Genomic DNA, 22,259 nt, shown 5'->3' on the forward strand with positions numbered 1-22,259 from the left:
TTTTGACTGCTTCTTTTTTATGTGTGTTTTTTAAGGCGCTGGATGATGAACATGAGTATAAATGAGAAGATAATCATCAGCGCCACCCATAAACCTGCGAGTGACAGTTCATTATTATCGATGGCGATGTAAATAGCGGTCGCCATCGTCTGTGTAACACCCGGAATATTCCCGGCAAAAATCAAGGTGGCACCGAATTCGCCTAATGCACGGGCAAACGAGAAAAGAATACCTGTCAGCAGTGCACCTTTCGATAAGGGTAGAATCATCTTTCTGAATATCGTGAGATGACTTGCCCCATCTACTTTAGCGGCATCGATCACATCGGTTGAGACATTATCGATACCGATCTTAAGTGATTGATACATAAGGGGAATGGCGACAACAGTGGCTGCGATAATGGCCGCGTAAATGGTGAAGACAGGGCTGATGCCCCATTGGCCGAGCCCTTGCTTACCGAATGCCAGCAACAATAGAAAGCCTACTACAGTAGGGGGCAGCACCATCGGCAGCATGATAAGCGTTTCAACCACTGATTTTCCGGGGAAGGGGCGGGAAGTCAGCAGGACGAACAGGACACTGATGATGAGACTGGCTGCTGTAGCAATGATGGAGACTTTAAGTGACGTCAGAATCGGTGACAGAAACGACTCACTTAACAGTAAAGCCATAAGACTGATAAACTTTCTTTGCGGCATCAGATTGCAGGTACTCATAGAATGCACGTGCTGTCTGGTTGGCTGTGATAAGTGCGAGCGGATAGGTGATAGGACTGTGCAGCACTTCATCTACGGGCGTTTGTTTAAGCTTCGTTCCTTTGGCATCTGTCGTATAGACGATACCGGCATCTGTATTACCTGTCTCCACATAGGTGAGCGCTTGTCTGACATCCTTTGTATAAATGATTTTGTCATCAATAAGATTCCAGACACCGGCCTTCATCAGCGCTTCTTTGGCGTAAGCTCCTGCCGGCACTGTCGCAGGCGTGCCGACTGCAATCTTTTTGATGGAGGCTTCTTTAAGGTTGCTGATATCTGTCATACCCGATTGACTGACGAGAACAAGTTGATTTCCAAGGACACTCTGCTGATTTTCCTTTTTGACGACGTGCGCCCTGACCAGATCATCCACTTTACTTTGGGCGGCAGAAAAAAAGAGATCGACGGGTGCGCCTGCTTTAATCTGATTAGCGAGTGCGCCTGAAGCGCCGTAATTGAACTTGATATCAACGTCATGTGTTTTTTCATAGTCTTTTTCAATAACTGATAGGGCATCTTTCAGACTGGCAGCGGCAGAGACGGTGATTTCCTTTCTTTCTGGCGATTCATCGTGACTGCAGCCGGTCAGAAGAAGAATGGCAGCAATAAAAATTAGCTTTTTCATTGAGGACCTCCATAGCGTTCGTTAGCTATATTATAACGAAAAACAATCATATAAGTAGGTTGAATTTATTGGATGCATTCTGAGTTTAATTGTCTGAAAGCGGGTATAGGTTAACAAGTCAAAAAAAAATAAAGAGGTGTCTAATGATGAAGGCAGTAACGTTCCAAGGAAAGAAAAAGATGGAAGTCAAACAAGTCAAAGATCCGATTATTGAAGCACCTACTGATGCAATCATTAAAATTACAGCGACAGGTATCTGTGGCTCTGATTTACACTTATATCACCAAGGCGATATGATGATGGATCCGGGATTTGTTATCGGTCATGAACCAATGGGCATCGTTGAAGAAGTCGGCAGCCAGGTGACTAAGCTCAAAAAAGGTGACCGTGTCGTCATCCCATTCAACATCGGCTGCGGCGAATGCTACTACTGTACACATGAGATGGAATCTCAGTGTGATAACTCAAATCAAGAGCAGGCGAACTGGAAGATGGATAACGGCGGCCTGTTCGGCTTCGGTAAAATGCACGGCAACCACTGGGGTGGCCAGGCTGAGTATTTAAGAGTTCCATTTGCTGACTTCTCATCATTCGTGGTGCCGGACAGCGATATGAAAGATGAGCAGGTCCTGTTCTTATCCGACGTTGTACCGACCGCTTACTGGAGTGTTGAACATGCAGGCGTTAAAGCAGGGGATACCGTTATCGTCTTAGGCTGCGGTCCGATCGGTCTGATGGCGCAGAAATTCGCGAAACTGAAAGGTGCTGACCGTGTCATCGCTGTTGATAATGTCGAGCATCGTCTGGAACATGCAAAGAAATATAACCAGGTTGAGGTCTACAACTTCGATAAAGAGAAAGAAATCGGTAAATTACTCCGTGAAAATACAAAAGGTGGCGCGGATGTCGTGATTGACTGTGTCGGTATGGACGGCCAGGTGAAATTAACTGAACGTGTATCCAACTTAGTGACACCGCAGCGTGGCACTATCAGTCCGATTGAAACAGCTGCTGAAGCGGTACGTAAATTCGGTACTATTCAGATTACGGGTGTCTATGCGACACCTGCAGCGAACTTCCCGTTACCACTTATCTTCAATCGTAACGTACAAGTGAAAACAGGACAGGCACCTGTTATTCACCTGATGCCTAAGCTCTATGAGATGATTCGTGACGGTGTCTTCGATCCGACAGAAATCATCACCCATAATATGTCACTCGACCAGGCAGCAGAAGCCTATGAAATCTTTGATGAGAAAAAAGACAATAACATCAAAGTAGTGCTTAAACCTTAAGTATTAAAAACCGACTTTTGGAGTCGGTTTTTTTGTTTGGGTGATTTTAACAGTGGTAGTATGTCTATGAGGTGATAAAAATGGATCGTGAGTTATTTGTAACAAATCAGCTGGAGCAGGAGTGGATCAGTAAACTCCAGCAGAACCGGGAGTGGATTGAACAGACAGCAAGAGAGGCCGATCGTGCAGGAAAGCTGAATCATAGGTTAATCGACTGGCTGATGGCAGAAGGATACAGCAAGCTGACTTTACCAGAAGCGTATGGCGGGTACGGGCTTGGTATCAAGTCGGTCATCTTGCTGCAGGAAACGTTAGCAAGCTATGATGAGTCAACGGCTTTATCTATGGGCTGGCATCTAGGTATTGTGGGTGAAGTGTTCCAATTTAAGCTATGGTCTGATGAGATGATGACGGAATTTGCAGAAGCGGTGCAGCACGGTGCCTTATCGAATCGTGTCGTTTCAGAAGCACAGACAGGAAGTCCGACAAGAGGAGGGCGGCCTGCAACTCATGCAGTCCGTCAGGGAGAAGGCTGGCTGTTGAATGGTGTCAAAACTTATACGTCTATGAGTCACAGACTGACACATTATATAGTTGGGGCTTACGTGGAAGACAAAGGAACGCTCTGCTTTTTCTACGTGCCGGCGGACACACCAGGTTGTCGCATTGAAGAAAGCTGGGATGTGACGGGCATGCGAGCGACTGAAAGCCATGACCTGCTGCTTGACGACGTCTATGTAGAAGACCGTTACTTAGTTGAAGCAGGCCGCGATAAAGTGGATAATCCGTGGCTCATGCATATTCCGGCCGTCTATCTGGGCATCGCCCAAGGTGCGAGAGACGATGCAGCTGTCTTTGCGCATCATCATTCACCTAACTCAATTGAAGGGACGATAGCAGATCTCCCCCATATTCAGGCGAAACTCGGTGAAATGGAACTGAAACTTATGACAGCGAGACACTTCCTCTATCATGCTGCTGATCTCCATCAAGCAGGCGTTGAAGGACTGGCGCCTACTTTCGGGGCTGCAAAGCATATCGTCGTGAATAATGGCATTGATATCGTGGATATTGCGATGAGAATCATCGGCGGGAAGAGTCTGGAGAAATCAGGAATAATAGAACGCCGCCATAGAAGTATGCGAGCGGGACTTCATAATCCGCCGATGGATGATGCGGTGATACGTATGCTGGCAGAGGAGACACAGGACATCAGTCGCTAATATCTTGGTTTTATTGTAGAATGAGGATTCAAAACTGTAAGAGAATTGAGGGTTTCTGATGTACAGCCGAAATATCGGTCGCTTGTGTTTTGTATTATACCTGATGGTTTCATTTATCATTCCTACCCATTATCTATTTATGGTGCAGAATTTGATTTTAGCTTTCATCCCTTATGAAATCAGCCAGTTGCTTCCACTCTTTAAACCGCATAGCAGAAGAGAATGGCCACTGTTCTTAATGGTGTCACTGGTGTTCATACTGCTGGCCCCGAATATCTTTTATGTGGTGACGGATTTGATTCACTTCAATCTCTACCCATTTGATTTTCTCAAGAAATTAATTTTGACTGAATGGATTGATTTTACCTATCTGTTAGCAGGTGTGATGCTCAGCTTATATTTTTATATCCAGGTCATTTTTACGTTGTATCGACTGGTTTCAGATCGCCTGCTCCGAGGATGCACGATGTTCATGTTTATGGTATTGACGAGTGCGGGCATTTTTATTGGTCGCTTCTTGCGTTTTCATTCGGTACATATTCTGACCCATCCGCTGCAGGTTGTGGTTGATACGCTGAACGCTGTGAATAAGGATGCGATAGTATGGATGGCACTGATTACAGGACTTCAGGCCCTGCTTATACTGATGGTGAAGGGCGTGAGAAAAATATGATAGATATTCAGACTGCTTTTCTCTCCGTCATTATTCTCCTCTGTCAGTGCTATATTGGTTACACTATTTTGCGTGTCACCCATCAGAAGACAGCGGCCCTGATAGCATGGGCCTTACCACTTGGCATCGGCTTATATTTGATCCAGGTGGGCTTGCTCGAGCGTCTTTTCCCGGGCTGGCGTACGCCTGACAACGCTAGATACTGGCTGCAGTGGAGTTATGCTTTCGTGATTATTCAATATATCGCAGCGACTATCATATATATGGACTTTTTTACTTATCATTAATCTGAGAGTACGGCCTTCGCGCAGTGCTCTTTTAATTTTATTCATAAAAATGTTGCATGAACGGATGGATACAGGTATGATTAGTTTTGTATTATTAATGATAATGAATCTCAATTAGGAGGAGAACAATGAAGAAGTGGTTATTCGTTTTGATCGCATGCTTATTAACACTTGCTGCATGTGGCAATCATGCAGATAAGAAAGCAGAAGATACAAAGAAAAGCAGTACAGTTGACTATAAATTAGATAATGGCAAAACAATCAAGATTCCTGCTGAGCCGAAACGTATTGTACTGATGGGAGCGAGCTATACAGGTAACTTACTGGATCTAGGGGTTAAACCAGTAGGTGTCGATGAATACGCATTCCAGTCAGAAATCCTGGCACCAAAATTAAAAGGTGTTGAAAAGTTAGGCGCAGGAGATGTTGAAAAAGTAGCAACTTTAAAACCCGATTTAATCATCTCATTTGATACAGATAAAAATAATTCAAAATATGCGAAGATTGCACCGACCATTCCTGTATCCTATGCAAAGCATAACTATCTGCAGATTCACGAGGAACTCGGCAAAATCGTCGGTAAAGAAAAAGAAGCGAAAGCATTCGTTGATAAATGGAAAGAAGAAACAGCGAAGGACGGCAAAGAAATTAAAGCTAAGCTAGGCGAAGATTTAACTTATACCATTTATCAGTTCTTCCAAAAAGAGATTTATGCATATGGTGATAACTGGGGACGTGGTTCTGAAATCATCTATCAGGCATTTGGACTGAAGATGCAGGAAGATGTTGTGAAGGACGTTAAACCGACAGGCTGGAAGAAGATTTCAGCAGAAGATATCAGTAAATATGCAGGTGACGTCGTACTTTACTCTAGTGATGCAGGTAAAGATGCGAACAGTGTTGTCCAATCGAATGTCTGGAAAAACATGGACGCTGTGAAAAATAATCGTGTCGTGCAATACGATGCAGAGGATTTCTGGTTCAATGATCCGATTTCATTGGAGTATCAGCGCAAAGTACTGAAAGAAGAATTATTGAAACTGAAATAAGAGGAAGGTGCACTGATGGTGCACCTTTTTTTGTTGCTAATGTAAACCTTATATTTTAAAAGGTTAACAATTCAGTTATAATCAGTTTATTGTCGAAAGGAGATTGAAGATGAAGACGAAAGATCTAGTTATTATTGCGATGTTCACCGCACTTATTGCAGTGCTCGGTTTGCTGCCGGCCATTAATTTAGGAATCGGTGTGCCTTTTACTTTTCAGAACTTAGGCTATATCTTAGCAGGATGTTTACTCGGCAGTAAGCGCGGAGGTTTAAGCGTCTTATTGTTTGTGATTTTAATTGCCCTTGGACTGCCGCTGTTATCAGGTGGACATGGTGGATTTGGTTTGTTCTTTGGACCGACTGGTGGCTATATTTTATCATTCCCGCTGGTTGCCTATTTGATTGGCTTACTGACTGAACGCCAGTTTCAGAATCTGAATATCTGGCAGATTTTTCTGATCAATGGTCTCATCGGGGCAGTGCTGTGTAATTTAATCGGCGGGATTTTTATGGCCTTTAATCTGCATATGCCGATTATCAAAGCCTTAAAAACTGTCATTGTTTTCATTCCGGGAGACCTTATCAAAGGATTGATTGCAGCCATTCTGGCAGTCCGTCTGCGAAATATTCCGTCCATCAAAAATACGCTATAATTCTCTTAAAGGGGATGATAGGATGGTTTCTTTTAAAGATACAAAACAAGTCGCAGAATTTTACAGCGAGAATACGCGCTATACCCATTTTCATACACCGAGTCAGCTGATTCGTTACTACTCCAATTACTTTGAGTATAAAGTCATGCCCTCACTTGAAGCATTTAAGGAAGACGAGAAAATACAGTCGGATTTTCATGAACGGCATGGGCAGCAGCACCTATTGTTTATCTTTCCTGAAAATGAACCGCTGCCTCAGGATCTGAAAGATTATGCTGAAGCTTCAGGGTATACCACTGAGAAGATGGAACTTTATCAGACAGAGGAGCTGACACTCGGCAAGCGGGCAGGAGAAGTAAGGATAGTAGGGGATGATCAGACGTTCAAAGACTTTCTTGCTGTCTGCCGCGTAGGCGAGCGGGAGTACGGCGAGGAGTTTGCTGACCTCAAAACTGAGATGCATACAGCTGACCGTGCTGATGATTCTGTGATTCAGCTGGTGGCTTATGATCATGGGCAGCCGGTCGGAAAATTAGAAGCGATACTGCACGGAGATTTAATTGAACTGGACGATTTTTACGTACTGGAGACAGCGAGGGGAAAAGGAATAGGGACCGCCTTGCAGGAGAAAGTGCTTGATTACGGTCAATCTCTTATTCTGATAGCAGATGGCAATGATACGCCAAAAGAGATGTACGAACGTCAAGGTTATCGTAAAATCAGTGAACGATACGAACTATTGAAAGTCAAAAGCTCGAGCTGAATAGCTCGAGCTTTTTTAGATGACGCGCTCCGGATGACTGTAAATATTGAAAGATTCATTTCTGATAAAACCGACCGCTGTGATATTCAAGTCATCTGCGAGCTTGATAGCCAGATCAGTCGGTGCTGATTTGGAGAGAATAATGCCTACTCCAATTTTGGAGGCTTTAATCAGGATTTCCGAGGAAATACGTCCGGAGAAGATAAGGACTTTATCGCGAATAGGAATACGCTGTTTAATACAGTAGCCAAACAGTTTGTCGAGCGCGTTATGACGTCCGATATCTGAGCGATGGATATAGAAATCCTTACCGTCACTGATAGCTGCATTATGCAGGCCCCCTGTCTGCTTGAAGTCTGTGCTCTGTTCCTGTAACGCCGCCATCATGCTGAAAATTTCCGCCGCTGTAATCTTCGTATCTGTCATTGACACTTTTGAAGTAGCGGCATCATTGACGAAATAGAACTGCCGGCTTTTCCCGCAGCACGAACTGATCATGCGCTTCGTGTACTGGCCGGAATGCTGTTCAATTTCACGGTTCAGGGTGATATGACAGAATCCTTTGCTGTCATCAAGATGAATGTTCTGAATATCTCCTTGTCTGAAAATGACACCTTCAGATGCGAGAAAACCGAGAACGAGTTCTTCGAGGTTGGTCGGACTGCAGACGATGGTCGCGAATTCCTGCTGGTTGATATAGAGTGTCAGAGGAAACTCAGTTGCAATATTGTCGCTCTGATCTATAAATGCACCGTTCTGATACTTGATAATTGGCTGATTGAAAGTAATATCCTCAGGCAAAAGAAGCGCCCCCTTTATATGATTATTATACATGAGTAGGAGGGGTTATACATCCACAGCCGCACTGTCACCTCTTCTTCTTTTCAGCAGATTCAATATGACAGTGAGCTCCTTAGTCTGATAGGTCTTTAGAGAGAATGAACATGAATACAGTCCGCCGCTTGGCCTCATAACGGTGAGCGGGGTAGCGGGTACGAACAAGCTTGCTTTCTTCTTCCTGGCATTGTTTGGTATAATAGCTTTACTGACTAGGATGTGGATGGATAAAAAAGAACAGAGGGTTTAAATATGAAACGCTATGACAGACAGGAAAAATTTAAAGGAATAGGTTCTCGCGGACAGACATCAATCACGGAAAAGACTGTCGGCATCATCGGTATAGGTGCCCTGGGTACCCATACAGCGAACACCTTGGCCCGGGCCGGCGTCAAGAAACTGATTCTCGTCGACCGGGATTATGTGGAACTATCCAACTTGCAGCGCCAGACGCTTTTCACTGAACAGCATGCGACAGACCTGACGCCGAAAGTCATAGCGGCACGAGATGAGCTGCTGAGAATCAGAGCAGATCTTCAAATAGAGACTTATATTGAACATTGCGATGCGCCGCTTCTAGAAGCGGCGTTTTCAGCATGCGACCTGCTGATTGATGGCAGTGACAACTTCGATGTACGACTCATATTGAATGATTTCAGTTACCGCTATCAGATCCCGTGGATATACGGTGCCTGCGTAGAATCGACTTATGCAGCGTGTCCGTTTATTCCGGATGTGACGCCTTGTTTCAAGTGTGTCATGGGACGCTTGCCGGTGATGAACCGGACATGTGATACGGTCGGTGTCATCGAACCTGCTGTCAGCCTGGCGACAAGCTTTCAGGCGATGTATGCCTTGAAGATTCTGGCGGAAGAACCGGTTGACCCGCGCCTTATATTCGGCGATGTATGGACGCTTGAACACAGTGCCATGAAGTTCAGTCGGATGGGCGAGGTGACATGTGAGACTTGTGGTGCGAACCCGACCTATCCACATTTAGAGACGAGAACGATACAGACGATGCTCTGTGGTCGTGACACTGTGCAATTTGCCTCACCGGTCACTGAGTTCACACAGCTGACGACGTTTCTATCCACGCTGAACATCAACTACCAGGAGACCCCTTACTTTGTGCGTTTCTTTGTCAATGATAAGCCGGTCATCTGGTTCAAAGGTGGGCGGCTTCTGGTCCATGACGTTAAAACGGTCGCTGAAGGCCAGAAGGTGTATTATCAATTATTCGGATAGGAGATTCATCATGCATACTAATGATTATAGAGAGATCAAAGCCGCTGTCATTACGATCAGTGATACCCGGACAGAAGCGACGGATAAAGGCGGACGAGCTGTCATGGAACACCTAAGTGACTGCCGGATAGAAGTAGCGAGCTATCAGATTGTCAAAGATGACTTTAAGGCGATTCAGTCAGCTGTCACTACAGCACTGAGTCAAGTAGACGTCATCATTACAACAGGGGGGACGGGTGTCGCTCGGCGTGATGTCACGATAGAAGCTGTACGACCCCTGGTAGATAAGGAGATGGAAGGTTTCGGAGAGATTTTCCGCTACTTAAGCTATACAGAAGATGTCGGGACAAGAGCGATGCTGTCCCGCGCCTTCTGCGGTACGAAAGACCAGACAGTCGTCTTCTCGATACCGGGGTCGGTCGGAGCAGTGAATCTGGCAATGAAAAAGCTCATCACACAAGAGGTCTTTCACATTGTGCATGAGCTGAATAAATAGTCAGCGACTGAAGTCACCATTTTTACCGCCGGACTTGGACTGCAGGTAGGTCGGCCCGATGACCATGCCTTTATCGACTGCCTTTGTCATGTCATAGACTGTCAGGGCAGTAACAGAAGCACCGGTCAGAGCCTCCATCTCAACGCCTGTCAGCCCTTTCGTTTTGACAGTGCAGGCAATCTGCAGAGTGTAGCGGTCATCTGAGAGCTGCCAGCTGAAGGAAATATCGATGCCGCTCAAGCTTAATGGATGACACATCGGGATGATGCGGGATGTATCTTTGGCGGCCATAATACCGGCCACTTGTGCTACGGCGAGAACGTCACCTTTTTTAGCGGTATGGTTGGTAATCTGCTGGTAGATGACCTCATTGACTTCAATGGAGCTGATGGCGGTGGCTGTCCTGGTGGTCACTTCTTTATCAGAGACATCGACCATACGGGCCCGTCCTTCTTCGTTGAAATGTGTTAATTGATTCATTCGCTTCACCCTTTCATTTATAATTATTATAGCTTATCAGTAGAGAAAGTGGGATGACCATGCTGGAAAAAAGAACGCCCCTCAATGTGCAGGCGGCCATTGAACGATGTATAGCTCAGATTGAGAAGATGCCGCTGATCGATGTCTCAATCGAGGACAGTCTCGGCTACTATCTAGCGGAAGATATCATTGCGGCATATGATATTCCGATGTTCGATAAGTCGCCTTATGACGGCTACGCCATCAGAAGTGCAGCTTCTGCAGGCGCAAGCGGAGACAACCGTCTTGCTTTCAAGAAGATCGACCATATCGGAGCAGGATCGGTCAGTGCGTCTGTGCTATCGGATAATGAAGCGGTACGCATCATGACAGGCGCGCCGATTCCTGAGGGAGCAGACGCGGTGGTCATGCTTGAACAGACCGTCGAGACAACGGAAGGCTTTACCTTACGCAAGTCTTTTGAACCTGGAGAAAATATTTCAAGACAGGGCGAGGAATGTACGAAGGGTGAAGTTGTTCTGACCGCTGGCACAAAGATTACGCCCGGTGTGATTGCAGTTCTTGCGACTTTTTCATATCAGTCTGTTAAGGTCAGACAAAAACCGACTGTGGCATTGATCGCAACAGGAAGTGAACTGGCGGCACCGGATGAAGAACTGGCACCCGGAAAGATCCGCAATTCAAATGGGCCGATGATAGCGGGCCTTTTAGCTGAGATGGAAATGGAAACTGAAACTTACCGCGTCACAGCAGATCATTATGAGCATCTCCTGGCGATTGTTGAAAGAGCGCTCAGTAAGCATGATATTGTCATCACAACGGGCGGAGTCTCTGTCGGTGACTTTGATTTCATGCCTGCCATTTATGCGGCACTCTCAGCAGACGTCTTATTTAATAAAGTGGCCATGCGTCCAGGCAGTGTCACAACCGTTGCAGCTAAAGGCAGCCAGCTGCTCTTCGGTCTGTCAGGAAACCCGAGTGCCTGCTATTCAGGCTATGAATTATTTGTCAAACCTGCATTGAAAGAAATGATGGGGGCAGCGTATGTCCATGCGCCCGTCATTAAAGCACGACTGGCAGCTGATTTCACGAAAGCGAATCCTTTTACCCGCTTTATCCGTGCAGAACTGGACATGGTCAGCGGCACTGTCCGCCCTGCCGGCTTCAATAAGAGTAATGCAGTCATTGCGATTGCCAGAAGTAACAGTATGATCATTCTGCCGGGTGGCACAAGAGGTTTTAAAGCAGGAGACTTAGTAGACGTCATGGTGACCCGTCTGACGGATGTGGCTGATACATGGTGAAAATACTGCAAGTCGTCGGTTATAAGAAGAGCGGCAAAACGACGGTGGTCAATCAGCTGATTCTGGCTGCTCAAGCAAAGGGCCTGACGGTCAGCGTCATCAAACATCACGGTGATAAATCCGGACAGGAGATCGACATCCCGCTGAAAAGAGACCATATCACCTTTATGACAAGCGGTGCCGCTGAGAGTATTGTTGAAGGCTATGACTATGTTCATAAGCTCTCGACACCTAAACCGCTGGCGCGTATCATTGCTGAAGACATCACAGCATCACCTGATGTCATCTTAATCGAAGGGTATAAGCAGGCACACTATGATAAACTGGTGTTACTGAGAGATACAGAAGACAATGAATTACTTGACCTTAAGAATATTAAAGGCATCATTAAGACTGAGGATATTTCATTGACTGATTTCGGTCAATTCTTATAAAGGATGAAGCACATGAAGCAGTTTGAAGTAGTAGAACATGAATTAATTCCAGATGATTATCGTCTGTTTACCGTCAATCCGAAACAGGGTGCTGTCTGTCTCTTTGTCGGTATCGTCCGTGAGTGGACGAAAGGCATCCGGACAGAATATCTGCACTATGAAGCCTATGTCCCGATGGCGGAGAAGAAGCTTGCTGAAATCGGCGACGAAATCAATGCTAAGTGGCCGGGGACAGTTGTCAGTATCGGCCATCGGATCGGGGCGCTGGATATTTCGGATATCGCTGTGGTCATCGCTGTATCTTCGCCTCATAGAAAAGACAGCTATGCCGCAAATGAATATGCGATAGAACGTATTAAGGAAGTCGTCCCTATCTGGAAGAAGGAAATCTGGGAAGACGGGGAAGAGTGGATAGGCGGCCAGCGTGGCTATCATTCTTCCTATAAGGAGGAACAATGATGAAAGTCCTATACTTTGCACATACGAAAGAGATCGTCGACCGAAGAGAAGACCACTTTACTTTTTCTGAACCCATCAGCGTCAAAGCGTTCCGCGAGCATTTATTCATGACGTACCCGAAACTCCAGAGTGAAGCGTTTCAGGTGGCTGTCAACGAGGAGTTTGTGAATGACACAGACCTTATTATGCCCCATGACGTTGTCGCGCTGATTCCACCTGTGAGCGGCGGATGATCGGAGTCGTCCTTGCCGGCGGGGAATCGCGTAGATTCGGCAGCCAGAAAGCCTTTCATCAGTTAGACGGCAAGCCTTTCTATCAGCATGTCTATGACGCCATGAAGGGCTGCGGCCGCCTTCAGCAGGTCGTCATCAATACTAACGCAGAGCTGAAAGAGGGCTTCGATCAGAAAGTCATTGTGGATGACAGCCGCTATCAAGGGCTCGGTCCTTTGACTGGCCTATATACCGTGATGACTGAATTACCGGACGACGCTTATTTTGTTATTGCAGTAGATACACCTTTTATAACTGTGGAAGCGGTGAACCATCTCATTGAAAATTTCCGGGGGCATACAACCGTCTACCGGGATGATGAACAGATTCACGCGACAATCGGTATCTATCCTTATCACTTAAAACAGACCATCAAGCAGCATTTGGATCATCGCGAGCTCAGACTGAGAGCATTGTTCGATGAAGCAACGACTTACATAGATGTTAAGGCAGTCCCCGGGCACTGGTATCTTAACATCAACAGACCGGAGGACCTGAAAGGAGGAGAAAGACATGACAGAACAAATCACCGATAAGCTGGGACGGCCTATCAGAGATTTAAGAATCTCAGTGACAGACCGCTGCAACTTCCGCTGTACTTACTGTATGCCAAAAGAAATATTTGGTGATGATTATGTTTTTATGCCAAAGGATGAATTACTCTCCTTCGAAGAACTCACCAGGATTGCCCGTCAGTATGCTGTGCTTGGGGTGAAGAAAATCAGATTGACTGGCGGCGAACCACTTTTACGACGCGATCTGCCGCTGTTGATCCGTGAACTGAACCAGATTCCAGGTATTGAAGATATCGGACTGACGACAAACGGCCTGCTGCTTAAAAAACATGGGCAGGCGCTATATGATGCGGGGCTCAGACGACTGAACATCAGTCTGGACGCACTTGACGAGACATTTGAAGCAGTGAATGGTCGGGGTATTCAGGCGGAGGCTATTCTTGAACAGATTGATTACGCGAAGAATCTCGGCTTTGACATCAAGGTCAATATGGTGATCCAAAAAGGCATGAATGAACATCAGATTGTCCCAATGGTCGAATATTTCAGAGATAAGGAAATCACACTGAGATTTATTGAATTTATGGATGTCGGCAATGATAACGGCTGGAATTTTGATAAAGTGATCACGAAACAGGAACTGCTTGATCAGCTAACAGACCTATTTGATATTCAGCCTGTAGCGCCCAAGTATTTCGGTGAAGTAGCAAAATACTACCAGCATGCTAACGGTTCAAAACTGGGTTTCATCACCAGTGTCTCTGAGTCGTTCTGTTCCAGCTGTACACGTGTCAGACTCAGTTCTGACGGTAAGATATTCGGCTGTCTGTTTGCCACGGGTGGATTTGATCTGAAGCAATTTATCAGACAAGGTGTCACAGATGAAGAATTACGTCTGCAGCTGAGCCGGCTGTGGTCAGCACGCAGTGATCGTTATTCAGATGAGCGTACAGAAGAGACGGTCAGAAACAGACAGAAAAAGAAGATAAATATGAATTATATTGGAGGCTGAAGCCTCTTTTTTTATTATATTTCTATAACTAAATCTACGATATGAGAGTCATTTTATTCGCATTCAATATTTAATCTATATAATAATATAGTAAATAGCAGTTGTTACTAGTATCAGGTATAAATTAACTGTGTCATTTATGTTAAATGCGTGTATAATAAAGGAGTCTTCTAGCTGATTTTATTTCTATTATTTCCATCACGGTATCACGGTTTCATATTATTTTTTTGAGGTGAATTATGGAAAGAGAAAAAAAGTTACAGCTTAGAAAATCAGTTAAGCCTTACGAACGGACAAGTCTGCAGATCAGCACGATACAGATCCTGAATACATTAGTCCCGTATATATTGCTCATTGTACTCGGCTTCCTGCTCTATCAGGTCCATCCTATCCTGTCAGTTATATGTGGGACGGTAGGGGCTTTCTTCCTGGTCCGCAGTTTCATTATTTTTCACGACTGTACCCATGGTTCGTTCTTCAAGGATAAGCGGGCTAACAAGATACTCGGTAATATCACAGGTGTTATGACGTTGTTTCCATTTGAGAAGTGGCGCAGAGAACATATTACGCATCACGCGACAAGCGGCAACCTGGATAAGAAGGGGACCGGCGATATCTGGATGATGACGATTGCAGAGTATCAAGAATCAACACCTGCTAAACGACTGGCCTATCGCCTGTACCGGCATCCATTTGTCATGTTTGTACTCGGTCCCATTTATCTGCTTTTCATCACTAACCGTGTCAATGCGAAGGACGCAAAACCTGCAGAAAGACGGAATACACATCTTCATAACTTAGCAATTATCGTTATCTACGGTCTGCTGATCTATTTACTCGGACCAGTCAGATTCTTCAGTGTGATGGGTCCCGTTCTATTTATCGGCGGCATGCTCGGCATCTGGATGTTCTATATCCAGCATACATTTGAAGATTCATATTTTGAAGATGAAAGTGAATGGGATTACGTCAAAGCGGCAGTAGAAGGCAGCTCTTACTACAGACTCCCTAAACTGTTTCAATGGCTGACAGGAAACATCGGTTACCATCACGTCCATCACTTAAGTCCGAGAATTCCGAATTATATGCTTGAGAAAGCCCATAATGAAGTAACGCCGCTGCAGCACGCGACGACAATCGGCATTCGTCAAAGTTTTGAGTCGCTGAAATATAAACTATATGATCCGCAGCAGAAGCGTTTCATCACATTCGGCGAGTATAAAAAGTTTGCCAAATAACAAAGAACCCTTACCAGCTGGTAAGGGTTCTTTGTTATTGCTGTTCAAACTGCTTGGCATTGCGTCCATGCAGTAAGTAGTAGAGAATCAGGCCGACCACAGCAAGGATACCCATCAGCTGGTAGAGACCGTGCATACCGACTGATGGAATCAGATAACCGAGTCCGTATGGGCCGAAACCAAGTGCGAAATCCAGAAAGATGAAGTAAGTGGAGGTAGCCAGCCCGATTTTATGGGCATCAGTCACTTTAATGGCCACAGCCTGGGCGATTGATTGAATATTGCCATACCCGAGACCGATGAAGATAGCGCTGACGAGAAGCAGGAGTGCATGATGCGTCACGCTGAGTATCAGCAGCCCGATAACGAAACTGATAAATGCTGGAATCATCACGATATTCGTCCCTTTAGTATCCATCAGTCTACCGGTAATCGGTCGTGAGACCAGTACAGCTATAGCATACACTAAGAAAAAGAAACTGCCGGCTTCGACTAAGTGATTTTCTTGAGTGAAGAAAGAAATGAAACTTAAAATACTTGAGTATGCAGTGGCTGCTACGAGCATAACGACTGCAATAGGTAAGGCATTCTTATCAATGAAGTCGCCGAGGTGGAGGCCTTTAGCCGCTTGAGCCTGCGACGGCAGATTTTGCTTCACTTTAACGGATGAGAGAATGAGCAGAGCCGCTACTGCCAGCACAAAGCAGACGATAAAGAGCTGCTTAAATGTGATGAAACGTAATAAAGTTAAACCGAGAAAAGGACCGACTGCTGTAGATAAGACAGTACTCATGCTGAAATAACTGACCCCCTCACCACGTCGAGTGACCGGAGTGATGGAGGCTGCGATAGTCCCTGTTGCCGTAGAAGCGATACCGCTGCCGATCCCATTGACAAGTCGCATGATCAGCATCAACGTCAGATTGCTTGAGAAGAGGTAAAGACCCGTTGTTATCGTGAAGATGATGGTCCCGATCACCAGGATTTTTTTCTCACCGAGGATATCGATATATTTACCGGCCCAGAAACGTCCGATTAAGCTGCCGACAATAAATATCCCTGATACGAGTCCAGCCATGCTTTGGCTCACATGATACTCTTCAACTGCGTAACCGCCGATTGTCACTAATAATAAATACATGGATAGCATAATAATAAAGTTGATAAGAGAAACTAAAATAAAGTTCTTTGTCCACAGAGGTTCTTTAACAGGTGTATGCAAGTTATTCATCCTTTCTTTTTTGCAGTTGCTGATAGATGATGGCGAGTTCGTCTGTCACTATCTCAAGTTGATCGACCTCTGCCAGTATCTCTTGCTGTTTTTGAATGACCTCTTTCAGCATCGTGGCATAATGATCGCTGCCTGCTGCTGTCAGTGTCAGTATTTTTTCGCGCTTATCTGTTCCTTCAGAAGTTTCGATCAGATTCAGTTCAATCAGATGATGAATGACTTTAGTCGCTGTCGGTTTTTCGATACGACGGCTGCGTGCCACTTCAACAAGCGTCGTCGGCTGCTGTTTCGCAATTTCTTTAAAGACAAGCCACTGGGCGGATGACAAGTGATGATGGAGCAGGACTTTGTTCATATCTTCTACATAGAGACGGCGGATGTCGAGAAGTAAGTCAAAGAAGCGTTGAGATTGTTCCATTGTACTCCCTCCTTTTAATTAGTTAGCCTAACTAACTATATCAGAAAGATGTAAGATGTCAATAAAAAAAGATGGATACCGAAGTATCCATCTCTTCTTATCATCAGATGAAGCGCGTGTTGACGAATTTCTCAATCACATATTCCTTGATACCTAAATGACTGTTTTCACGGCCGAAACCGGAATGTTTGACACCACCGAAGGGTGTCTCTGGCTGGGAGATAGAAGTTGCGTTGATGCCGACCATCCCATATTCCAGACGTCGTGAAATTTCCTGGATGACTTTTGCTGATGAAGCAAATGCATAAGAAGCAAGACCGAACTCTGTATCATTTGCCATCTCAATCACTTCATCAAGCTCTGAATAGCTGATTAAAGGAATGACAGGACCGAATGTTTCCTTGTAGAAGATGTCCATTGTACAATCGACGCCATCAAGAATGGTAGGCGCATAGAAGGAGCCTGCAGCATAATCACCTTCAATCAGGCGTTCGCCGCCGAGAAGAATCTTGGCACCTTTAGAAGTGGCATCATCCAGCTGTTCCTGGATTTTGTCGATAGCATCTTCACGAATCAGAGGACCGATATCACTGGATGAATCCATCCCATTACCGACTTTCAACGTTTTCACTTTATCGACCAGACGTTCTGTAAATGTATCTTTGATGCTGTCGTGGAGGAAGATACGGTTAGGCGACACGCAGACCTGACCATTGTTACGGAATTTCGCTGCTACAAGTCCTTCGACAGCTGCGTCAATATCTGCATCACCATGAACAATGAACGGTGCGTGACCTCCAAGTTCAAGCGACATCTTTTTGAGTGTGTCTGCCGATTGTTTATAAAGTTCTTTACCGATAGGGGTGGAGCCTGTAAAGGTCAGCTTGCGTACCGTGTCGGAGTCTGTCATCGTTTTACCGATTACTTCTGAGCTGCCCATTACGAGGTTAACAACTCCAGCCGGTAAACCAGCTGCTTCGAACTGTTCGAAGATTGCGAGAGCAGTCAGTGGCGTGTCGCTGGAAGGCTTAAGGACTATCGTGTTCCCTGCCGCAAGTGCCGGCGCCAGTTTACGTGTCACCATACCTGCCGGGAAGTTCCAGGGTGTGATAGCACCGACGACACCGATTGGCTGATAGACAATCTCAAATTTATGATTATTGGGTGCGGGAATCAGTTCGCCGTATAAGCGACGGGATTCTTCAGCGTTCCATCTGAATAAATCTGCGCCGCCGATAGATTCTACTTGTGATTCCTTGAAAGGTTTACCTTGCTCAATTGTCATCACTTCAGCGATATAATCAGCGTTTTCTTCCAGTAAATCCGCGACTTTATTCAGCAGTTCGACTCTGTCTTTCAGCTCCATATCGCGCCATGCCGGGAATGCTTTCTCAGCTGCTTCTATAGCACGCTTCGTTTCAGCTTCACCTGCTTGTGCGACTTTAGCGATGACTTCACCTGTGGCCGGGTTAATGACTTCTTTCGTTTCTTGACTGTCGCCTTCTACCCATTGACCGTCTATAAATAACTGAGTGTGTACTTGTTCAATAACATTACTCATGTAGGAAATCCTTCTTTCATAATAGTGATGTTATAATTATTCCCGCTTCACCTGCCCTTAAACGTTAAGGTATAATGCCTCTATGAATAGAAGGAGGCTCTTGATGGAAGAGAAAAAAGTAAAAGTATCATTAGTTATAGTACTTGGTCTCCTGGCAGCGTTCGGTCCGTTGTCACTGGATATGTATTTGCCGGCGTTACCTGGTGTGGCCGACGATCTGTCGACCTCTGCTTCGACAGCGCAGCTGAGTCTAACCGCCTGTCTGATAGGACTGGCATTAGGACAGGTACTTGTCGGACCCTTAAGCGACATTACCGGCCGTAAGAAACCTTTGATTATTGTTTTGATAGTGTATGCGATTGCCTCGTTACTCTGTGCCTTTGCAGATCATATTGTCCTCTTGATTGTTCTCAGATTTATCCAGGGGGCAAGCGGCGGAGCAGGCGCGGTGATTTCCCGGGCTATTTCCAGTGATATGTATCAGGGCAAGGCACTGACGAAATTTCTGAGCATGCTGATGCTGGTCAACGGACTTGCACCTATACTCGCGCCGGTTGTAGGCGGAGTGATTCTCAGCTTTTCTACCTGGCACATGGTCTTCTATATTTTAGCAGGCTACGGTGTATTAATGGTCATGCTGAGTCTCCCGTTAGAAGAAACACTGCCAACTGAAGCGAGAAGAGAAGGAGCTTTTGCCGTTATTGTCCATGATTTTAAAGCATTGTTCAGAAACCGGCGTTTCCTGATTATGCTGCTGCTTCAGTCCTTGACTTACGGAGTGCTGTTCAGCTACATTTCGGCTTCACCATTTATCACCCAGAAGATTTTCCATCTGAGCGCTCAGCAGTTCAGCTATATGTTCGCAGCGAATGGTGTAGGTCTGATTATTGCCAGTCAGCTGACAGCGAAACTGGTCGATCGTTATGATGAGTTCACGATATTGAAATGGGGCCAGCTTGTGCAACTTATAGGGATGTTGCTCACAGCTGCCGTTCTTCTTTTGCATCTGCCCGTCTGGCTGCTCTTTATCGCTTTCTTCCTGCTTATTGCGCCGGTCAGTATGATCGGGACGACCGGTTTCTCTATCGCGATGCAGGTTCAGCAGCAGGGGGCCGGAAGCGCATCATCGATACTCGGCTTGATGCAGTTTATGATAGGGGCCTTATTATCACCGCTCGTCGGTCTGATGGGTGAGACTTCGGTGCTGCCGTTTATCGTGATTATCTTTATTTGTACAGTCACTGCGCAACTGGTCCGAGCAGTGAACCGCAAATATTTTATGGATCTGATCCAGGACTCATAGAATAAAGGTGTCTGCATTTCGGATCTATAACTTAGAAGATTAAAGCAATTGCGGTATATAAAGCGATAAGATGAACGCTTAGGAACAGGAAATAGTAAAGGAATACAGGGCATCCTGTCATCCGGCCTAATACAGCACCATCCCATGTCTGATTGCGCTCCCGGAAATACAGGGCGCTTATCGTAATCGAAGTGAGAACCGTATCTGCCAGAAGCACTGCCAGAATCAGCTGATAGGTGATATCATTCAGCAGGATGTACTGATACTGAGGATGAACGATCATGAAGTATGTAAAAGTGCCGACTACAATCATGACAATGAGAGGCAGCCATTTTCTTGATGTCTTCACGAAATAGTAACTGAAGATAGCGATCAGTGTCAGCCAGAAAATGATAGGCTGCTGATATTGGAGAGAGAGAATGCCTGTCAGCAGCATCAGAGGCGGGAAAAGATAGCCCCCTATAATCGTCATAAACTGATTGAATGCGTGTCTGGTACGCGTCACTGCGTATCCTGCCCGACCGGTCGCTTTTCTTTCATAACGACTGGTGACGATAACGATATCATCTACTTTCCCGCCTGTCAGCTGGCAGAACAGTGCATGACCGAATTCGTGCAGTAAGGTCGGGATAATATGAATCCAGCGCAGCAGAAAGTGCTGCTGATATCTGATGTTGATGAGTGTATAGAGAATGGCGATGCCGATAATAAACCACGGATATAAAGTGACAGGGGATAATAAGAAATCAAACATTAAATCGCTCCTTTAAGAGCAATCTAACATATAAAAAGATGCATCTCATCGGTCGTGAGATGCATCTTTTGAATTTTTATGAGGTTTTTTTCTTCTTCGGCATCAAACTGTAGATGAGTAAGGCGAGACCGAGAAGGATGGACAGAGTGGTTAAACCGACGATCCAGCCGAAATAATCGCTGACAAACTTCTTCATCGCATAACGTTTATAATCTTCATAGGTGACAGTAGCCGGCTGATCATCACGGTCGACAAACTGGCGCTTGTATTCGTATTGAACCTTGCCGTTCTCATATTTGAGTGTCCCTTTTTGCTTTTTATCAACGATATCATAGAGATCGTTTGCGACATATACTTCCTGGTCGCCCAGCTGATGTTTACCTTTGGCGAGGACTTTCTGGTATGAATAGCGCTGATAGATTTCATCCATAATGGCGTTCGCCATTATATTCCGGTTGAATTCGGCCGGCGGATCGTACCAGTTCATGACACCCATCATGGTCAGAATGATACGCATATTATTTTTGTGGCCGGTTATTGCTGTATTAAATCCCGCTGTATCACTAGAACCGGTCTTTAAGCCGTCCACACCTTTATAACCGAGCTTAGCACCTTCCAAGGAATGGTTGTAGGTATGAAATGTTTCTTCGTCCTGCGTGCCTTTTTTAATCGTCACTTCGACTTTTTTTGTATAGCTCAGGATATCAGGAAATTCACTGATGAGATGCTGTGAAAGAATGGCATAATCTTTAGCGCTTGAAAAATTATCATCGTCCTCAGGATAACCTTTTGCTTTATATTGCCCTAATAGATTATTAGGCGCACCGACAGGGTTATAGTAATGGGTGCGGGTCATATGCAGTGCTTTCGCCTGCTGATTCATTTTGTCGATAAAGGCGGTATCATTCTTATCCACAAGTGAAGCAAGCATGTAAGTCGCTACATTTGAGGAGTCTGTCAAAGCTGTCTGCAGGAGTTCATCGACCGTATAGGATGCACCGAGACGCATATGGTTGTTACTGAGCATCGGCAGCTGCGAGATCGCATAGAACTTATCATTGACTTTAACTTTGGTGTTCTTGGTGAACTTGCCTTGCTCCATGGCCTGGTAGACCAGATAAATCGTCATCAGCTTAGACATTGAAGCAGGAGGCCATTTGATATCGGGATGGTCCGCATAAAGAATCTGACCGTTGCGCGCCGCAATCACCATAGTGCCATGAGGCGCATACTGCTCGCCGATATAAGCACCTTGCTCATTGGCGATTTCAACTGGGGATTTCGCAGATGCTGAAGAACAGAAAAAAGCAGTGATCATCATAAATGCAAGCAATGATTTGATAGAGATAGACATGATTAAACCTCGATTAGT

The 22,259-nt window shown here is 45.4% G+C and carries 26 protein-coding genes; 17 read left to right on the top strand and 9 right to left on the bottom strand.

Features of this window, described 5'->3' with window-relative positions:
- Positions 1 to 17: 17 nt before the first annotated feature.
- Together modB and modA are read right to left on the bottom strand one after the other, a co-directional pair.
- The gene (modB, locus tag QSV55_RS01110; protein WP_289650360.1) at positions 18 to 671 is read right to left on the bottom strand and encodes a molybdate ABC transporter permease subunit; all 654 of its coding nucleotides are present in this window, start codon (positions 669 to 671) and stop codon (positions 18 to 20) included.
- Complete coding sequence (modA, locus tag QSV55_RS01115) at positions 652 to 1,383, bottom strand: molybdate ABC transporter substrate-binding protein (RefSeq protein ID WP_289650361.1); 732 nt, start codon at positions 1,381 to 1,383, stop codon at positions 652 to 654. The genes modB and modA overlap by 20 nt, the downstream gene beginning before the upstream one ends.
- A gap of 146 nt (positions 1,384 to 1,529) precedes the next feature.
- On the opposite strand from modA, the gene QSV55_RS01120 reads away from it, so the two are divergent.
- From QSV55_RS01120 to QSV55_RS01150, 7 genes are all read left to right on the top strand, one after another.
- A complete protein-coding gene (locus tag QSV55_RS01120; RefSeq protein ID WP_289651034.1) occupies positions 1,530 to 2,678 on the top strand; it encodes a zinc-dependent alcohol dehydrogenase in 1,149 nt (382 codons plus the stop codon).
- An 80-nt stretch (positions 2,679 to 2,758) separates the two neighbouring features.
- A complete protein-coding gene (locus QSV55_RS01125) occupies positions 2,759 to 3,901 on the top strand; it encodes an acyl-CoA dehydrogenase family protein (RefSeq protein ID WP_289650362.1) in 1,143 nt (380 codons plus the stop codon).
- A 58-nt stretch (positions 3,902 to 3,959) separates the two neighbouring features.
- The gene (locus tag QSV55_RS01130; protein WP_133451723.1) at positions 3,960 to 4,574 is read left to right on the top strand and encodes a DUF1361 domain-containing protein; all 615 of its coding nucleotides are present in this window, start codon (positions 3,960 to 3,962) and stop codon (positions 4,572 to 4,574) included.
- Complete coding sequence (locus QSV55_RS01135) at positions 4,571 to 4,861, top strand: hypothetical protein (RefSeq protein ID WP_289650363.1); 291 nt, start codon at positions 4,571 to 4,573, stop codon at positions 4,859 to 4,861. The genes QSV55_RS01130 and QSV55_RS01135 overlap by 4 nt, the downstream gene beginning before the upstream one ends.
- Before the next feature lie 128 nt (positions 4,862 to 4,989).
- Entirely contained in the window at positions 4,990 to 5,910 is a 921-nt protein-coding gene (locus QSV55_RS01140) for an ABC transporter substrate-binding protein (RefSeq protein ID WP_289650364.1), read from the top strand.
- Positions 5,911 to 6,019: 109 nt separating this feature from the next.
- Positions 6,020 to 6,562, top strand: coding sequence for a biotin transporter BioY (locus tag QSV55_RS01145; protein WP_133451720.1), 543 nt, complete (start codon positions 6,020 to 6,022; stop codon positions 6,560 to 6,562).
- A gap of 22 nt (positions 6,563 to 6,584) precedes the next feature.
- The gene (locus QSV55_RS01150; protein WP_289650365.1) at positions 6,585 to 7,325 is read left to right on the top strand and encodes a GNAT family N-acetyltransferase; all 741 of its coding nucleotides are present in this window, start codon (positions 6,585 to 6,587) and stop codon (positions 7,323 to 7,325) included.
- A gap of 15 nt (positions 7,326 to 7,340) precedes the next feature.
- On the opposite strand, the gene fdhD is transcribed toward QSV55_RS01150, so the two are convergent.
- The gene (gene fdhD, locus QSV55_RS01155; RefSeq protein WP_289650366.1) at positions 7,341 to 8,126 is read right to left on the bottom strand and encodes a formate dehydrogenase accessory sulfurtransferase FdhD; all 786 of its coding nucleotides are present in this window, start codon (positions 8,124 to 8,126) and stop codon (positions 7,341 to 7,343) included.
- 288 nt (positions 8,127 to 8,414) lie between these two features.
- Here fdhD and QSV55_RS01160 point away from each other — a divergent pair, with 288 nt between their 5' ends.
- Both QSV55_RS01160 and QSV55_RS01165 read left to right on the top strand, forming a co-directional pair.
- On the top strand, positions 8,415 to 9,410 hold the full coding sequence (locus tag QSV55_RS01160; RefSeq protein WP_289650367.1) for a ThiF family adenylyltransferase: 996 nt from the start codon (positions 8,415 to 8,417) through the stop codon (positions 9,408 to 9,410).
- A 10-nt stretch (positions 9,411 to 9,420) separates the two neighbouring features.
- Entirely contained in the window at positions 9,421 to 9,906 is a 486-nt protein-coding gene (locus QSV55_RS01165; protein ID WP_289650368.1) for a MogA/MoaB family molybdenum cofactor biosynthesis protein, read from the top strand.
- Here QSV55_RS01165 and moaC read toward each other — a convergent pair whose 3' ends face one another.
- The gene (gene moaC, locus QSV55_RS01170; RefSeq protein ID WP_133451715.1) at positions 9,907 to 10,386 is read right to left on the bottom strand and encodes a cyclic pyranopterin monophosphate synthase MoaC; all 480 of its coding nucleotides are present in this window, start codon (positions 10,384 to 10,386) and stop codon (positions 9,907 to 9,909) included.
- A gap of 59 nt (positions 10,387 to 10,445) precedes the next feature.
- Here moaC and QSV55_RS01175 point away from each other — a divergent pair, with 59 nt between their 5' ends.
- The 7 genes from QSV55_RS01175 to desA all read left to right on the top strand — a co-directional run bounded on the left by QSV55_RS01175 (position 10,446) and on the right by desA (position 15,620).
- Positions 10,446 to 11,690, top strand: coding sequence for a molybdopterin molybdotransferase MoeA (locus QSV55_RS01175; protein WP_289650369.1), 1,245 nt, complete (start codon positions 10,446 to 10,448; stop codon positions 11,688 to 11,690).
- Positions 11,684 to 12,124, top strand: coding sequence for a molybdopterin-guanine dinucleotide biosynthesis protein B (gene mobB, locus QSV55_RS01180; RefSeq protein WP_289650370.1), 441 nt, complete (start codon positions 11,684 to 11,686; stop codon positions 12,122 to 12,124). Before QSV55_RS01175 ends, mobB begins: the two co-directional genes overlap by 7 nt.
- A gap of 12 nt (positions 12,125 to 12,136) precedes the next feature.
- Entirely contained in the window at positions 12,137 to 12,583 is a 447-nt protein-coding gene (locus QSV55_RS01185; RefSeq protein ID WP_133451712.1) for a molybdenum cofactor biosynthesis protein MoaE, read from the top strand.
- Entirely contained in the window at positions 12,583 to 12,816 is a 234-nt protein-coding gene (locus tag QSV55_RS01190; protein WP_133451776.1) for a MoaD/ThiS family protein, read from the top strand. The genes QSV55_RS01185 and QSV55_RS01190 overlap by 1 nt, the downstream gene beginning before the upstream one ends.
- A complete protein-coding gene (gene mobA, locus QSV55_RS01195) occupies positions 12,813 to 13,391 on the top strand; it encodes a molybdenum cofactor guanylyltransferase (protein WP_289650371.1) in 579 nt (192 codons plus the stop codon). The genes QSV55_RS01190 and mobA overlap by 4 nt, the downstream gene beginning before the upstream one ends.
- Positions 13,369 to 14,382 (top strand): GTP 3',8-cyclase MoaA, encoded by a 1,014-nt coding sequence (moaA, locus tag QSV55_RS01200; RefSeq protein ID WP_289650372.1) that lies wholly within the window; start codon positions 13,369 to 13,371, stop codon positions 14,380 to 14,382. The genes mobA and moaA overlap by 23 nt, the downstream gene beginning before the upstream one ends.
- 239 nt (positions 14,383 to 14,621) lie before the next feature.
- The gene (desA, locus tag QSV55_RS01205) at positions 14,622 to 15,620 is read left to right on the top strand and encodes a Delta(5) desaturase DesA (RefSeq protein ID WP_289650373.1); all 999 of its coding nucleotides are present in this window, start codon (positions 14,622 to 14,624) and stop codon (positions 15,618 to 15,620) included.
- 34 nt (positions 15,621 to 15,654) lie between these two features.
- On the opposite strand, the gene QSV55_RS01210 is transcribed toward desA, so the two are convergent.
- The 3 genes from QSV55_RS01210 to QSV55_RS01220 all read right to left on the bottom strand — a co-directional run bounded on the left by QSV55_RS01210 (position 15,655) and on the right by QSV55_RS01220 (position 18,839).
- Positions 15,655 to 16,842, bottom strand: coding sequence for an MFS transporter (locus QSV55_RS01210; RefSeq protein ID WP_289650374.1), 1,188 nt, complete (start codon positions 16,840 to 16,842; stop codon positions 15,655 to 15,657).
- Between the two features lies 1 nt (position 16,843).
- On the bottom strand, positions 16,844 to 17,269 hold the full coding sequence (locus QSV55_RS01215) for a MarR family winged helix-turn-helix transcriptional regulator (RefSeq protein WP_289650375.1): 426 nt from the start codon (positions 17,267 to 17,269) through the stop codon (positions 16,844 to 16,846).
- Positions 17,270 to 17,372: 103 nt separating this feature from the next.
- The gene (locus QSV55_RS01220) at positions 17,373 to 18,839 is read right to left on the bottom strand and encodes an NAD-dependent succinate-semialdehyde dehydrogenase (RefSeq protein ID WP_434784207.1); all 1,467 of its coding nucleotides are present in this window, start codon (positions 18,837 to 18,839) and stop codon (positions 17,373 to 17,375) included.
- A 94-nt stretch (positions 18,840 to 18,933) separates the two neighbouring features.
- Here QSV55_RS01220 and QSV55_RS01225 point away from each other — a divergent pair, with 94 nt between their 5' ends.
- A complete protein-coding gene (locus tag QSV55_RS01225) occupies positions 18,934 to 20,133 on the top strand; it encodes a multidrug effflux MFS transporter (RefSeq protein WP_289650377.1) in 1,200 nt (399 codons plus the stop codon).
- A gap of 31 nt (positions 20,134 to 20,164) precedes the next feature.
- On the opposite strand, the gene QSV55_RS01230 is transcribed toward QSV55_RS01225, so the two are convergent.
- Positions 20,165 to 20,887 (bottom strand): M50 family metallopeptidase, encoded by a 723-nt coding sequence (locus QSV55_RS01230; RefSeq protein ID WP_289650378.1) that lies wholly within the window; start codon positions 20,885 to 20,887, stop codon positions 20,165 to 20,167.
- Between the two features lie 76 nt (positions 20,888 to 20,963).
- Complete coding sequence (locus QSV55_RS01235; RefSeq protein WP_289650379.1) at positions 20,964 to 22,241, bottom strand: DUF1958 domain-containing protein; 1,278 nt, start codon at positions 22,239 to 22,241, stop codon at positions 20,964 to 20,966.
- Positions 22,242 to 22,259: the final 18 nt, after the last annotated feature.

The organism is Macrococcus bovicus (assembly GCF_030376725.1).
GTDB lineage: Bacteria > Bacillota > Bacilli > Staphylococcales > Staphylococcaceae > Macrococcus > Macrococcus bovicus.

What these genes read in the sequence shown, in the direction of transcription:
- QSV55_RS01185 (WP_133451712.1), top strand. Translation starts at nt 12,137, where the DNA reads ATGAAGCAGTTTGAAGTAGTAGAACATGAATTAATTCCAGATGATTAT.
- QSV55_RS01225 (WP_289650377.1), top strand. Translation starts at nt 18,934, where the DNA reads ATGGAAGAGAAAAAAGTAAAAGTATCATTAGTTATAGTACTTGGTCTC.
- mobA (WP_289650371.1), top strand. Translation starts at nt 12,813, where the DNA reads ATGATCGGAGTCGTCCTTGCCGGCGGGGAATCGCGTAGATTCGGCAGC.
- QSV55_RS01235 (WP_289650379.1), bottom strand. Translation starts at nt 22,241, where the DNA reads ATGTCTATCTCTATCAAATCATTGCTTGCATTTATGATGATCACTGCT.
- QSV55_RS01215 (WP_289650375.1), bottom strand. Translation starts at nt 17,269, where the DNA reads ATGGAACAATCTCAACGCTTCTTTGACTTACTTCTCGACATCCGCCGT.
- QSV55_RS01165 (WP_289650368.1), top strand. Translation starts at nt 9,421, where the DNA reads ATGCATACTAATGATTATAGAGAGATCAAAGCCGCTGTCATTACGATC.
- QSV55_RS01160 (WP_289650367.1), top strand. Translation starts at nt 8,415, where the DNA reads ATGAAACGCTATGACAGACAGGAAAAATTTAAAGGAATAGGTTCTCGC.
- mobB (WP_289650370.1), top strand. Translation starts at nt 11,684, where the DNA reads ATGGTGAAAATACTGCAAGTCGTCGGTTATAAGAAGAGCGGCAAAACG.
- moaC (WP_133451715.1), bottom strand. Translation starts at nt 10,386, where the DNA reads ATGAATCAATTAACACATTTCAACGAAGAAGGACGGGCCCGTATGGTC.
- QSV55_RS01145 (WP_133451720.1), top strand. Translation starts at nt 6,020, where the DNA reads ATGAAGACGAAAGATCTAGTTATTATTGCGATGTTCACCGCACTTATT.
- QSV55_RS01230 (WP_289650378.1), bottom strand. Translation starts at nt 20,887, where the DNA reads ATGTTTGATTTCTTATTATCCCCTGTCACTTTATATCCGTGGTTTATT.
- moaA (WP_289650372.1), top strand. Translation starts at nt 13,369, where the DNA reads ATGACAGAACAAATCACCGATAAGCTGGGACGGCCTATCAGAGATTTA.
- QSV55_RS01130 (WP_133451723.1), top strand. Translation starts at nt 3,960, where the DNA reads ATGTACAGCCGAAATATCGGTCGCTTGTGTTTTGTATTATACCTGATG.
- QSV55_RS01120 (WP_289651034.1), top strand. Translation starts at nt 1,530, where the DNA reads ATGAAGGCAGTAACGTTCCAAGGAAAGAAAAAGATGGAAGTCAAACAA.
- desA (WP_289650373.1), top strand. Translation starts at nt 14,622, where the DNA reads ATGGAAAGAGAAAAAAAGTTACAGCTTAGAAAATCAGTTAAGCCTTAC.
- modA (WP_289650361.1), bottom strand. Translation starts at nt 1,383, where the DNA reads ATGAAAAAGCTAATTTTTATTGCTGCCATTCTTCTTCTGACCGGCTGC.
- QSV55_RS01190 (WP_133451776.1), top strand. Translation starts at nt 12,583, where the DNA reads ATGAAAGTCCTATACTTTGCACATACGAAAGAGATCGTCGACCGAAGA.
- QSV55_RS01175 (WP_289650369.1), top strand. Translation starts at nt 10,446, where the DNA reads ATGCTGGAAAAAAGAACGCCCCTCAATGTGCAGGCGGCCATTGAACGA.
- modB (WP_289650360.1), bottom strand. Translation starts at nt 671, where the DNA reads ATGGCTTTACTGTTAAGTGAGTCGTTTCTGTCACCGATTCTGACGTCA.
- QSV55_RS01125 (WP_289650362.1), top strand. Translation starts at nt 2,759, where the DNA reads ATGGATCGTGAGTTATTTGTAACAAATCAGCTGGAGCAGGAGTGGATC.
- QSV55_RS01150 (WP_289650365.1), top strand. Translation starts at nt 6,585, where the DNA reads ATGGTTTCTTTTAAAGATACAAAACAAGTCGCAGAATTTTACAGCGAG.
- QSV55_RS01140 (WP_289650364.1), top strand. Translation starts at nt 4,990, where the DNA reads ATGAAGAAGTGGTTATTCGTTTTGATCGCATGCTTATTAACACTTGCT.
- QSV55_RS01135 (WP_289650363.1), top strand. Translation starts at nt 4,571, where the DNA reads ATGATAGATATTCAGACTGCTTTTCTCTCCGTCATTATTCTCCTCTGT.